Raw genomic sequence first — 11,422 nt, forward strand, 5'->3', positions numbered from 1 at the left:
GCGCAGTGAACGAGGCGACGGGTTGGTGCGTCAACACCAACCCGACGTCGAAACGCTCGAGCTAGCCGAGTGATCCAACCGAGGCCTCGCCCCTCTGCGCAGGGGGGCGAAGCCTAAGCGAATCCATAGACAGAGACAAGGATCACTTATGTCGCAACCGATTTTCCCTTGGATGGGCGGCAAGCGCCGCATGGCAAAACACATTCTCCCTGAGTTCCCTGAACACGAATGCTACGTCGAGCCGTTCTGCGGTGGCGCAGCCTTGTTCTTCATGAAAGAGCAGAGTCATGTGGAAGTCATCAACGACTACGACGGTGAAGTGGTCAACCTGTACCGGGTGGTGGCGCATCACCTGGAGGAGCTGGTCCGGCAATTTCGCTGGTCGCTGGTCAGCCGCAAGATGTTTGAGTGGACCAACATGCAGATCCCGGAAACGCTGACCGACATTCAGCGAGCGGCACGGTTTTTCTATCTGCAGCAGCAATGCTTTGGTGCCAAGCCTACGGGCCGCACCTTCGGTACCGCCACCACCTCACCGCCGAGGCTGAATCTGTTGCGGATCGAGGAGAAACTCAGCGAGGCGCATTTGCGACTGGCTCGGACCACCATCGAACACCTCGACTGGAAAGAGTGTATCCGGCGGTACGATCGCCCGCACACCCTGTTCTATCTCGATCCGCCTTACTGGGAAACGGCGGGCTACGCACCGGGCGGGTTCAATTTCGAGCAGTACCAGGTCATGGCTGAACTGGCCGCATCGATCAAGGGCCGCATGGTCATCTCAATCAATGACCACCCGCAGATCCGGGAAGTGTTTACGGGGCTACGTCTGAAGGAAGTGCCGTTCCGGCATATGGTGGGGGGGCAGGGAGGTAAGCAGGCCAATGAGTTGATCTACTTCAACTGGTGATATACGCGCGAGCCCGATGCTCGAACGAATGACTTTACTGCCGCCTTCGGGCGGCTTTTTTGTGCGCAATTCCGTGGCGTGACGCGTCACAGTTCGACGCTAAAGCCCCTGAGCCCGATGGCATCGGCAAAGCGTCCGACCGCCGTCAAACTGGCCCAGGTGCGTACCTTCTCTCGTCGTGAGCGCACCGGCACCCAGCGTGCGCCGCTGCCGCCGAGACGGATCGACAGTCCCCAGTCCGACCCACCGACAACCTTGGCCACCAGGCACTCGCGTACCGCGTGTTGTTCGACCAGGGCGCGCAATACCTCTTCCTGAATGCCTTCGCCGTTCACAAGGGTTCCTCCTGCCGACGCGCCGTGGCGGCGGCGTCGAAGACCTCATACAACGCCTGAATGCTCGCCACGTCCAGTGCCTCGACCGTCTCCAGGCCCAGGACAAAGCCGGTGGCACGATCACTGGCACGCCACAGTTCGTTGGCGTTAGGCGCCTGGTGGATGGGGGCGAGGAGCTTCAGCGTTTGTACCTTCACCGCCGGCGGCAGGTTCAGCCGTTGCAGCGGTTCGCTGATAGGGTTGTTGCCGCTCATCAGAGCCACCCGGCGTGACGGCCCGCGTCCAGGCGCTGGCTCAAGTCCCGACCTTGGCCCCGCGACAGCACACCGGCCACCACCACCCCCCAGAGGAAGCCACGTAATCGATTTTGCGTGCTAAGCAGGCCAGGGTGGTTCAGGGCCTCATAACGAAAGGCTTCAACTTGCGGACGCAGCAAGGGCAGCAGCGCTTCTGGGTCCGCCAGCGCGATGAGGTCATCAAAGTACTGATTAACGGTCTCGATGGCGACTGAGTCAAAGACGGGGGCAGGCATGGTCAGCGTCTCTTCGAGTGAGTGGCGGGTTGTGTGTAAAACCACACTGCCGGGTAATGGTAGACCAGCCTTGGCAGGGCTGGTTTCCATGGCCAAAGAAAAAGGCCCCCATGCCTGGCGCAGGCGTGGGGGCCTTTTTCACATAAACGGTGTTATGCGTTATGCGTAACGCCGTGCTCTGTCGCTGACGTCAGGCCGCCAAATGGCTCGCCGCCCAGTCTTTTTTGAAACGGGCTTTCATGGTTTCCATTTGTTCCCCGAGTTCATCGAGCTTGGCTTTACCCAAGAGCTTCTTCGCCTGAGGGAACATTTCGGTTTCCTCTTCTTCGATGTGGTGTTCCAACAATTCCTTGACGACTTTCACCCGTCCCGAAAACTCCGGGGTGCCCGGGTCAGTCTGCTTCAGATCGGGCAACACCAGCGAGTCAACGGTGCGATGTTCTTCCTTCGCTTCGAAGTACATGACGTCCTGCTCTTTGCTTCCTGCCTCCTTGAAGGCCGGATAGAGGATTTCCTCCTCCAGTTGGGTGTGGATGGAAATTTCCATCTCTAATTTGTCCAGGAGTTCAGCGCGTTTCTTGGTCGCTTTGTCCGTCGACTCACTCAACTGAGCGAGGATGCTTTTCACTTTCTGGTGGTCGGCTTGCAGAAGATCGATAGCGTTCATGGTTTCCGCCTCAGGCAATACGAAATTGAACCTCAATCAGGCCGGCATCGAGGTGTCCGAGAGCTATCGCATTTCCTGTGCCAAGGGCATCAACGCAATTAATTGCGGGTAAACAGCGACTTACGGTCCTTGCATTTCCATTGAGGCGTGCAGTCTGCAAGAAAGGGTGAATTCAGCATTGCAGATAGCGGAGAAACGTCACGGCGCGATGGCAACGAGGTCGGGTTGAACTCCAAAGTCAGACCCGCTGTCCAGACGCTTAACTGTCGCGACCGTTCGATGAACCGATTAGCGTTGCCAGTTCATATCGCAGATAACAACTTCACACGTGAAAAGTGTGCCGAGCGCATCTATGAAAATAACCGAAGTGTCTGTGATCAAGGCCGCAAGAGCATGGTCGGCCAAAAATGGTCAAAATGAAGAGCAAGCTGCGGCTGAGGCGGCCGATGCAATTGGGAAGCTTAGATTTAGGTTCACAGGTGACCAATATCAGCGGGAGCTGGAAAGCCTATATCAGCGTTATGCCGAGTCGTAGTTTTGTAAACAATAGATTTTCTAGCTGGCGCAAACGGCTAAAGCAGGTTTTTGAGGTGATCGGCACTTCCATTAGAAGCTTTGTACGCTTTGGGCCGAGAACAGCCTGTTGCGAAGGGCTGCAACCGTCCATTGCAGCCACTCACAGGTGGCCTGAACCGGACAATAGGCATCCCGTTGAATGAAGGGTTAATCGCCCGGCCAGACCACGCGTCACAAACCAAAAGCGGCGCCCTATCCTCGCTGAGGCGCGATGGCCAGCAAAGCGACATGCGCAGCATCAACAACCAAGGCCCGACCGCATTCTGTGGTTACGATACTGCCAATATATTTCGCGCCTGAGCCTGCGGTGTACACATTGTCTCCATCAATTCGGAAGAGCAGTTCACCAGAACTGCTTCGTACGAACTCGTCTTTATCAAGGCGCCCAATCAGTTCAGCCATGGGCCCCCGGCCTGCATAAACGTTGTAACGACCTTTCGCAAAAACAGTAGCCATCTGCCTCTCCTTGATCCAGCCCCATGCCTACCAGAACATCACGCCAGCTGTCGAAAATCCTCTATGCCCACACAACAGAATAAGCCCCAGTTCATCCACGGCTAACTGTAGATGTAGTTCCTCAACGAGGCCAAGGGGGAGCAAGAAAACTGCACAGCAGAAGGCGTTGGAAATCGTGGGGATAGTGCGATACGAGACGATGGATTGAGCTAATCTTTAATTGTTCGCCTCGCTAATCACGGCTCCCAATCAGCTGCTCCCTGAAGTGGCTAGCGAGGCGGGCTCAGCCCATGATTGTCCTTGCAACCGACAGTACCCAGTACCCACCTTCTTTTCCTCTGGTTGCTGCCATTTGATGAATGGTCGAAACAGCCGCGCTATCGACACCACATATGGGAGCCCCAGCACCATATTTAGGGAAAAACGCCCCCGATGTCGGGGAGTCTCCAGGAGGTAATAGGCACCAGCCGGGCAGAAGTGGCCATCCCTAAACCTCTGGCTTGGTTATTGCTCCGCTGCTCGGAGTCAACATTCTTTGAATCGTCGAAACCGGAGATCGAAGCCTTGTGGAACCATCCTCTACTACTTGGAGTAACCTTCGGAATCGGGATCCTTACATTAGGCTCGGCTATGACCCTTATTCTTATGGAATGGCTGGTGAGATAACCAGTCGGCCCAAAACAGCCGTCGGTGGTGTGAAGCCCATCATTGAAAGGCGCACTCGAACGACCGCTTTTGACTGTGGATTCAACCGATCGCTGCCACCCACAGGGCTATCCCTCGGGAAGATTCTTCCCAGAAACAGGTAATGTTTTTCCTGTCCTTTTTAAATTGCGTCTTTTCCAAGCCTTCGGGGCACGCGCCACAATTCCTACGCATCGAACCCCAGCTTGCCGGGGAGAGCCACGCCTGGCGCGCGCAGTCGTCCCCCCGCCACGCCTGCGGGCTAAATGTGTCGTTTTTTCTGCATTCCCTGCAATTGCTCCGGCGCAGGCCTGGTGGGGCTTGCTCTGGCATTGATAGGGGCGAAAAAGCCTGCGAATCCCTGCTAGGGTGGGCTGTTTTGAGAAGGCTTCTGAAGCGCAGCGGGGGAAGGATTTTGAGAGGTGGCTCGGGAAAAGGGTTAGTTTTTGAAATGGCAGCCCAATAGTGGCTGAAGCGCCCGTATTTACTGGGTTTGGGAGCTAACTTTGGAGGGTTAGTTATGGTTAGGTTTGAGGTTAGTAAATTTTAAGATGCTGATTTATAAGGATTTTATTTATTGGTTTTTTAACATCTATAAAGGTTAGGAAATAACCCTCTGCTAACCAAATCCTAACCTACGCCTATCGTCTCAAAGCCTTACAGCACAAGGCTTTCAGAGGAGTCAGTAAAAAACTAACCTTCCTAACCGTTTTCCGAGGGGTCAACATGAAAAGCCGAAAGCACCTATAGGGGAGGGCGCTGGCCCAGGTCCGTCAGTTGCTGTGCACTCACGTTGGTGCGCAAACACTCCCAGAATCCAGTAACTGTCACCGAAACTGTCACCAGTTCCATGCAACGTCACATTGATACCGTTGGAAGCCTTGAAAATAGTGGAGCGGGTGAAGGGAATCGAACCCTCGTTATCAGCTTGGGAAGCGCGTAACGAGGTGTTTAAGAAAAGGAAAGGGAGGGGAAAAACAAATTCGAACTGCCGCTTTCGACCGATTCTGTTGAAAAAGTCGCTTTGCCGAAACGGACTCATCGTTGATCGGTGAAAACACCTTTTTTGCACGCTCCTGCGCGAAATCGGAGTTCGGAAGCCTCAGCTCAAAGTAAAGATTTCAATCTCACGCACGTACTTTTTTGCCGAGCAATCCATGGACGACTTTTTCAACAGAATCGACCAATAGCGGACGATCGAAATAGGCGCCTTTCGGACAGAAGCGGGTCATTAATTGTCGTCAGTCAAACATGATTCGAGGTTACCTAGGGACTGCCCCTGTCCCGTCTGTGCAACTGGCCTGATTCATAGACAACTCTTTAGCGCGGCCAAATGTTTTTTTGATATCCAGCGATCCGTCGCAGCGTAGTACTTGGCCACCGATCCGGATGCTTCCGACTGGATATCGACAAAATAGGCTGAGCCACTCGTTGCTACTGTGTAACTACCGTTGCTGCCAGGTTTCTGCGTTGCTCCATCCCGGCCTTCAAAAACGAACAGATTTTGCCACTCACGCTGAACACATTCGGCGATGACCTTATTGTTTTTTTTTGAATGCGAAACGTCGCGAGGAGCTGCTTGACGCATCTCGTTCATCGTCGGAACTGCACATCCCGCGAATGACACAAGAGCTAATGCCCATATGGCTGATTTGATATTACTCCGCACGTTCCAACAGGATGACCAGATGACTACTGCCGCTTTGATAGGCCGATACTCGTCGTGAGGCAGAGCTGGCCTTGATACCTTTATATTGAGTTTCATCTTCCAAGTTCCTTTCATTCGGACGATGGAATGGGGAATTACGCCTTACGAAATTTCATCGTTGCATTGTCGGAAGTGGGCCAATGAACATTACCTTCAGCCGATCACGTCCGATGACGCGTGCCAACTCGGCGATCACGCAATACATGAAGATCAACGTAACGAGCAGAATCTGTATGGCCCAAAAGCGAGGCCAGTTTATCGAGGACCAAAGCAGGGAGTTGGCATCCGTGAAACCTGGCGCCTCTTTCCAGTAGTCGTACAGTCGCTCCAGGTAGTGCACGATCAGTGCGACCAAGGCGTACATGAGTGTTTTCCAGGTGACATTCCAGACCAGCGGTTTATCGGGGAAGCGGTTGATGAACGGCAGCATATCGGCGATTAATACGCACTTGCCGAGCACCAGAGAGGCGATCAGCACAGACGCCGAAACCGGTAGATCAACCCCTGATCCCTTGATCATGAGAGCTCGAATCAGGGCAACGATGTGCAAAATGACGAAAAAGAAAATGGTGGGCGGCAGAACCTTCATGAACTCATGTTTGATTTTGTGTATCACCGTACTCATATCGGCGTCCTCAATTGAGAATTCGCGTAACTTCTCAGGGCTATTCTAGGAACCCGGATTGATTGAATTTCTTGTGATTCAAAAAGAGGCAGAAAACGACTGTGGATTCATCGGTCGATGCAACGGATTGGCTAAGTCGTTAAGCGGGCGTTTCGTAGTTTAGTGTTTTTCGAGGGCGGCCATTCAGCTACCTGCCACTTCATTGAGCGTTGGTGCAGTGAAAAGCGTCCGCCAATAGGCGGACGCTAGGTACGCATTTTTCACTACTTCTGCTGTTTCATTTTCTCTTCGATTTTCTTGTCAACTTCCGAGCGGATCTGGTCGATGCTGAAGCTGGCCGGTTTCTGGCTAGGCGGGTAATCGATGAAGGTCTGCAGGAAAGCTGCAGATTTCTGTACGCCTGCGAAAATCAGGTAGTCGTTTTTGCTCAGCCAGTCATAGTACTGGTCAGACACAACGTCGGCTCGCTCATACGGGTCCATCCGCAGGTTGAAGAGCTTGGGCACACGCAGGCAGGTGAAGGGTTCGCTCCATACCTGCAGACCACCAGGAGCACGTTGCTCACAGAAGACAATTTTCCAATTGTCGTAACGCATGCCCACCAGATCACCGTCATCGCTAAAGTAGTAGAACTCGGTGCGTGCACTCTTGTCGGTCTTGCCGGTCAGGTAATCCAGCTGGTTGAAACCATCTAGGTGCACCTTGAAGTTCTTGCCGCCGACGTCGGCGCCCTTGAGCAGGCGATCCTTGATATCGGTATCGCCGACAGCTGCCAACAAGGTCGGGAACCAGTCCAGCCCGGAGAACATCTGGTTCGACACTTCACCCGGCTTGACGTGGCCCGGCCAGCGGATCATCGCCGGCACCCTGAACGCGCCTTCCCAGTTGGAGTTCTTCTCGTTGCGGAACGGTGTGGTCGCCGCGTCCGGCCAGGACCATTGGTTCGGGCCGTTGTCGGTGGTGTAGACCACGATGGTGTTGTCGGTGAGTTTCAGGTCATCCAGGGTCTTGAGCAGCTTGCCGACATCGCCGTCATGCTCAAGCATGCCATCGGCATACTCGTTACCGGGCATACCGCTCTGGCCTTGCATGGATTCACGTACATGGGTGAACGCATGCATGCGGGTGGTGTTCATCCAGACAAAAAACGGTTTGTCCGCCTTGGCCTGTTTCTCGATAAACGCCTGGGCCGCCGCCGTGGTTTCGTCGTCGATGGTTTCCATGCGTTTTTTGTTCAGCGGGCCGGTGTCTTCAATCTTGCCATCGGCAAAGCTGTGGATCACACCGCGAGGCGAAGCGGCCTTGACGAAAGCGGCGTCATCCTTCGGCCAGTAAGGACGCTCAGGCTCTTCTTCGGCATTGAGGTGGTAGAGGTTGCCGAAGAACTCGTCGAAACCGTGGTTGGTTGGCAGGTATTCGTCTTTGTCGCCCAGGTGGTTCTTGCCGAATTGTCCCGTCGCGTAGCCTTTGGCCTTTAGAGCCTGGGCAATGGTCACATCTCGTGCCTGCAAGCCGACTGGCACACCCGGCATGCCCACCTTGGACAGGCCGGTACGCAGTGCGGACTGCCCGGTAATGAAGGTCGAGCGCCCGGCGGTGCAGCTGTTCTCCGCGTAGTAGTCGGTGAACATCATGCCTTCATGGGCAATCCGGTCGATGTTGGGGGTTTTGTAGCCAACCACGCCCATGGAGTAGGCACTGATATTGGTCTGGCCGATGTCGTCGCCGAAGATTACAAGGATGTTGGGCTTATCGGCGGCCCCGGCTGTCGCCGAGAACGCCATAACCGAAGCCGCCAGCAAGGCCGCCTTCGGTATCCACTTGCGTATGCCAGTCATAGGACTTGCTCCATTACCGGTGAGTCGCAGTCTGCGACCAATTTTTAGCGAGTTCCTGCTACCACTTCGATTATTGCCGCGCTCGAATACACCGATATCCAGATGCCTTTCGACGCAACTCGGCAACCACATCGACGATAGCTTAGTTATTGGATATTGCTAAAACTGGCCAGAATGGCCTGTTGATGGCAGCTATTGAGCTGCTAGGCGGCAGCGGCGTGATGTCCCCGGATTCGAAGACGCTTTCAAAGGACCGCTTCTGGCCGATATCTGCCGGATGTGAACGCATTTATCCGGAGTGCGTAGTCAGTTGAGAGGGGCTGGTGGTACAGAACTGGTACGGAGTGAATGAGGTGTTGCTGTAAGCCTTTGTTTTAAAGACTTTTGGCGTTAATCGTTCCAATCCATCACTGAAAAAGCTGTGGGTTTTGGATAGTGACCGGTAGCAATCGACTGTGGGTTCAGCTGGGGCTAGAGACGCCGTAGAAATGATCTGACAATTGATTTCGTAGCTTCACTTGTGTCTAGGTCTTGAAACGTACTCAAGGAATGCCAAATGCACTCAATAATCTCGTTTTGAGGTGCGGCGCTTTCGGTATCTGGAACAGAGGCCTCAAAAACATGGTGGCGAGTGCTGCCTGCGTCGAACTCAAAAATGTAGAGGAGCTGATCAACATTTAGCCCGGTTTCTTCTTGGAGTTCTCGGGCGGCAGCTCCAGCGATAGCCTCGCCAGCCTCCACCTTGCCACCAGGCAAAGACCACTTTGATTTCAGTTTGCGAACGAACAAGATCTCCCGATCTCTCTCGCATATGACTGTAGCTCTGACTTTCATCTTCTGGTCCGAAACGCTTGTCATTGAATTGTAATGAAAATGCCATTTTCAGGGCACGTTTCTCGACGAGTGCAAACTTAGAGCCAACTTAACCCGAAAAAGTGCCAGGTTGCTTTACCAATCGGTGATTTTGATGTGGCTTGGGTCACCGACCGCTTCTGGTCGTTTTTTGCCAGATGTGAACGCTGCGCACGGTCAGTTGAGAGGGCTTGGTGGTACAGAGGTGGTACAGGGCAATAGAGATTCTGCTGTAAGCCTTTGTTTTAAAGGCTCTTGTCGTTAATCCTTCCAATCCATCATCGGCGCGACACTGAATCTCCTACTTATAACATCTTGTTTATTAACGATTTTTTGCAAAATTAAATGTCCATGAAATTCACGTGTGCAGTTCATAGGTGCACACGAGGTGCACATACGGGGCATATGGTAGGTATTATACAGGTGCGTCAGTCAGCACACCGGGTGTGCTTTTTTGGCAATCAAAGACAGGCCGCTGGTGCAGGTGTTGGCGATGTGGAAGGGGGGGGTGGGAATTTGAATTTTTTTTTTGAATTTCCCCTCTGCGCCGGTCGCACAGACTTCCGGAAAATCCCAAATCGCGAACCTACCTACGCGTGACTGTTGAGGAATTGGAATGGCTACCTTCACCAAATTACCAAGCGGCAAATGGCGTGCCCAGGTACGAAAAGCTGGGATCTACAAGGGGGCGACGTTTTCTACGAAGGTGGAAGCAAAAAAACTGGGCCGCCTCGATAGAACACCATGCCAATCATGTCGCGGTTAGCGGTTACGCACCACCTCCGAAGGGGGCGACGCTCGCTGATCTAATTGAAAAATACACACTAACAGCAGCTGGTGAGGCTGGAAAAACCAAAAAGGCCACACTCAAGATGCTAAGTGCAAGACTTGGGCATGTGAAGCTTTCGATGCTCAGTGCTGCCGTTCTACGGGACTTTATAGACAAACGAGAGGCTGATGGTGCCGGTGGGGTAACAATTGCCGCTGATCTTTCGTTTCTCTCGGCGGTATTGAAGTGGGCGCGCCATTCGCGACGGTTGGATGTTCATGATCGTCTTGCCCTGGAAGCTAGAGAAAGCCTAAAGCATCGTGGGATGAATACACGCAGTGCTGAACGAGAGCGTGAGCCAACTGATCAAGAACTGAAAGCACTGTACGCCTACTGGGATGAAAACCTACGTCAAAAAATCGATATGGCCACATTAGTTCGATTTGGCTTAGCGACCGGTATGCGGTTGGGAGAAATTTGCCGGATCAAGGTTGATGATGTTGATCGAGAGAAGCATACGGTCGTCATTCGAGATAGAAAGGATCCAAGGCTAAAAAAGGGAAACGATCAGACGGTTCCTTTGTTTCCACCAGCGTGGGAGATCATTAGCCCATTGATCGCTGGCCGTGAAGATGGGCAAATCTTTTCAGTGAAGGCTAGCTCTGCAAGCACAGCCTTCACGAGAGCTTGCCAACATCTGAATATTCATGGCCTCCGTTTTCACGATTTAAGGCATAAGGCCACAGCTGATTTTTTCCGATCTGGTTTAGATATACCCCATGTGGCACTACTGACCGGTCATAAAACCTGGGCGATGCTGAGGCGTTATACATCTATCAAGGCTGCTGATGTACATAGTGCGTTTGAGCGTGTTCATAGCGAATGATCAGGAGGGGGGAGTATTCGATTTTTTTCGTAATTTCACCCCTCTTAACGCTCAGCAGCTAATTCTATAGTTACCCCATCTTCCAAAGTTAGAAATAAGGTGGAGTATTCAATGATAGAGGCTGCATTCAACAACGAAGAAAAGCGGGAAAACATTGCCAGGGCACTCGGTTTCCTAACGGCTTCTGAACTCGCTATTCTTGCAGGGGTGAAGGAGTCAACCTTAGAGGCATGGCGGAAGAGAAGTGAAGGGCCCACTTATGTTCGCCTTGGCAATGAACCTCTCTATCCTCTAGAGGGCGTCAGAGATTTTTTGGTGGGAAGGATAAAGGTAAATGGGAGGCGTCACATTGTCGACGCTTTATGACGCAGGTTGCTGACATAGTACCCATTGGAGGCGGATGGGGTGTGAAAAGTAGCCTCACCTCTAAGTGTGTGCAACCTCTGCGAAGCAAAAGCCGCTCCTGCAACTGTCGTCTCCCACTTATCCTCTGGGGATACTTGTTAGCTTCTAGAGGCAAGTAAAGCGCCAAACAAAAAACAGAAGACGCGGAGAGTATATTGGCTACCTTCCGCGCGAAATGC

At 53.0% G+C, this 11,422-nt stretch carries 12 protein-coding genes; 3 read left to right on the forward strand and 9 right to left on the reverse strand.

Annotated features, from left to right (window positions below):
* Positions 1-148 precede the first annotated feature (148 nt).
* Positions 149-910 carry a DNA adenine methylase gene (locus DKY63_RS29095; protein WP_110967284.1) on the forward strand — a complete coding sequence of 254 codons (762 nt, stop codon included), beginning with the start codon at positions 149-151 and terminating at the stop codon, positions 908-910.
* 86 nt (positions 911-996) lie between these two features.
* Here the strand turns inward: DKY63_RS29095 and DKY63_RS29100 are convergent, their stop codons facing one another.
* From DKY63_RS29100 to DKY63_RS29115, 4 genes are all read right to left on the reverse strand, one after another.
* Positions 997-1,245, reverse strand: coding sequence for a hypothetical protein (locus DKY63_RS29100; RefSeq protein ID WP_110967285.1), 249 nt, complete (start codon positions 1,243-1,245; stop codon positions 997-999).
* Positions 1,242-1,499 carry a hypothetical protein gene (locus DKY63_RS29105; protein WP_110967286.1) on the reverse strand — a complete coding sequence of 86 codons (258 nt, stop codon included), beginning with the start codon at positions 1,497-1,499 and terminating at the stop codon, positions 1,242-1,244. Before DKY63_RS29105 ends, DKY63_RS29100 begins: the two co-directional genes overlap by 4 nt.
* The gene (locus tag DKY63_RS29110; RefSeq protein WP_110967287.1) at positions 1,499-1,777 is read right to left on the reverse strand and encodes a hypothetical protein; all 279 of its coding nucleotides are present in this window, start codon (positions 1,775-1,777) and stop codon (positions 1,499-1,501) included. The genes DKY63_RS29105 and DKY63_RS29110 overlap by 1 nt, the downstream gene beginning before the upstream one ends.
* Before the next feature lie 190 nt (positions 1,778-1,967).
* Positions 1,968-2,444, reverse strand: coding sequence for a hemerythrin domain-containing protein (locus tag DKY63_RS29115; RefSeq protein ID WP_110967288.1), 477 nt, complete (start codon positions 2,442-2,444; stop codon positions 1,968-1,970).
* A 352-nt stretch (positions 2,445-2,796) separates the two neighbouring features.
* Here DKY63_RS29115 and DKY63_RS29120 point away from each other — a divergent pair, with 352 nt between their 5' ends.
* Positions 2,797-2,979, forward strand: coding sequence for a hypothetical protein (locus DKY63_RS29120; RefSeq protein WP_110967289.1), 183 nt, complete (start codon positions 2,797-2,799; stop codon positions 2,977-2,979).
* Between the two features lie 233 nt (positions 2,980-3,212).
* On the opposite strand, the gene DKY63_RS29125 is transcribed toward DKY63_RS29120, so the two are convergent.
* From DKY63_RS29125 to DKY63_RS29150, 5 genes are all read right to left on the reverse strand, one after another.
* The gene (locus tag DKY63_RS29125; RefSeq protein WP_110967290.1) at positions 3,213-3,476 is read right to left on the reverse strand and encodes a hypothetical protein; all 264 of its coding nucleotides are present in this window, start codon (positions 3,474-3,476) and stop codon (positions 3,213-3,215) included.
* A gap of 1,990 nt (positions 3,477-5,466) precedes the next feature.
* Positions 5,467-5,925, reverse strand: coding sequence for a hypothetical protein (locus tag DKY63_RS32780; RefSeq protein ID WP_239499342.1), 459 nt, complete (start codon positions 5,923-5,925; stop codon positions 5,467-5,469).
* Positions 5,926-5,980: 55 nt separating this feature from the next.
* Complete coding sequence (locus DKY63_RS29140) at positions 5,981-6,493, reverse strand: hypothetical protein (protein ID WP_110967292.1); 513 nt, start codon at positions 6,491-6,493, stop codon at positions 5,981-5,983.
* 263 nt (positions 6,494-6,756) lie between these two features.
* Complete coding sequence (locus DKY63_RS29145; protein WP_110967293.1) at positions 6,757-8,331, reverse strand: arylsulfatase; 1,575 nt, start codon at positions 8,329-8,331, stop codon at positions 6,757-6,759.
* 471 nt (positions 8,332-8,802) lie between these two features.
* Complete coding sequence (locus DKY63_RS29150; protein WP_110968009.1) at positions 8,803-9,165, reverse strand: NUDIX hydrolase; 363 nt, start codon at positions 9,163-9,165, stop codon at positions 8,803-8,805.
* 614 nt (positions 9,166-9,779) lie between these two features.
* Between DKY63_RS29150 and DKY63_RS29155 the strand changes: the two genes are divergently transcribed.
* Entirely contained in the window at positions 9,780-10,838 is a 1,059-nt protein-coding gene (locus tag DKY63_RS29155) for a tyrosine-type recombinase/integrase (RefSeq protein WP_162634933.1), read from the forward strand.
* Positions 10,839-11,422: the final 584 nt, after the last annotated feature.

It is taken from the genome of Pseudomonas putida, assembly GCF_003228315.1.
Taxonomy (GTDB): Bacteria; Pseudomonadota; Gammaproteobacteria; order Pseudomonadales; family Pseudomonadaceae; genus Aquipseudomonas; species Aquipseudomonas putida_S.

Excerpts from the sequence above, each read along its gene's own strand:
- DKY63_RS29150 (WP_110968009.1), bottom strand. The coding sequence starts at position 9,165 with ATGAAAGTCAGAGCTACAGTCATATGCGAGAGAGATCGGGAGATCTTG.
- DKY63_RS32780 (WP_239499342.1), bottom strand. The coding sequence starts at position 5,925 with ATGAAACTCAATATAAAGGTATCAAGGCCAGCTCTGCCTCACGACGAG.
- DKY63_RS29110 (WP_110967287.1), bottom strand. The coding sequence starts at position 1,777 with ATGCCTGCCCCCGTCTTTGACTCAGTCGCCATCGAGACCGTTAATCAG.
- DKY63_RS29115 (WP_110967288.1), bottom strand. The coding sequence starts at position 2,444 with ATGAACGCTATCGATCTTCTGCAAGCCGACCACCAGAAAGTGAAAAGC.
- DKY63_RS29095 (WP_110967284.1), top strand. The coding sequence starts at position 149 with ATGTCGCAACCGATTTTCCCTTGGATGGGCGGCAAGCGCCGCATGGCA.
- DKY63_RS29120 (WP_110967289.1), top strand. The coding sequence starts at position 2,797 with ATGAAAATAACCGAAGTGTCTGTGATCAAGGCCGCAAGAGCATGGTCG.
- DKY63_RS29140 (WP_110967292.1), bottom strand. The coding sequence starts at position 6,493 with ATGAGTACGGTGATACACAAAATCAAACATGAGTTCATGAAGGTTCTG.
- DKY63_RS29105 (WP_110967286.1), bottom strand. The coding sequence starts at position 1,499 with ATGAGCGGCAACAACCCTATCAGCGAACCGCTGCAACGGCTGAACCTG.
- DKY63_RS29125 (WP_110967290.1), bottom strand. The coding sequence starts at position 3,476 with ATGGCTACTGTTTTTGCGAAAGGTCGTTACAACGTTTATGCAGGCCGG.
- DKY63_RS29145 (WP_110967293.1), bottom strand. The coding sequence starts at position 8,331 with ATGACTGGCATACGCAAGTGGATACCGAAGGCGGCCTTGCTGGCGGCT.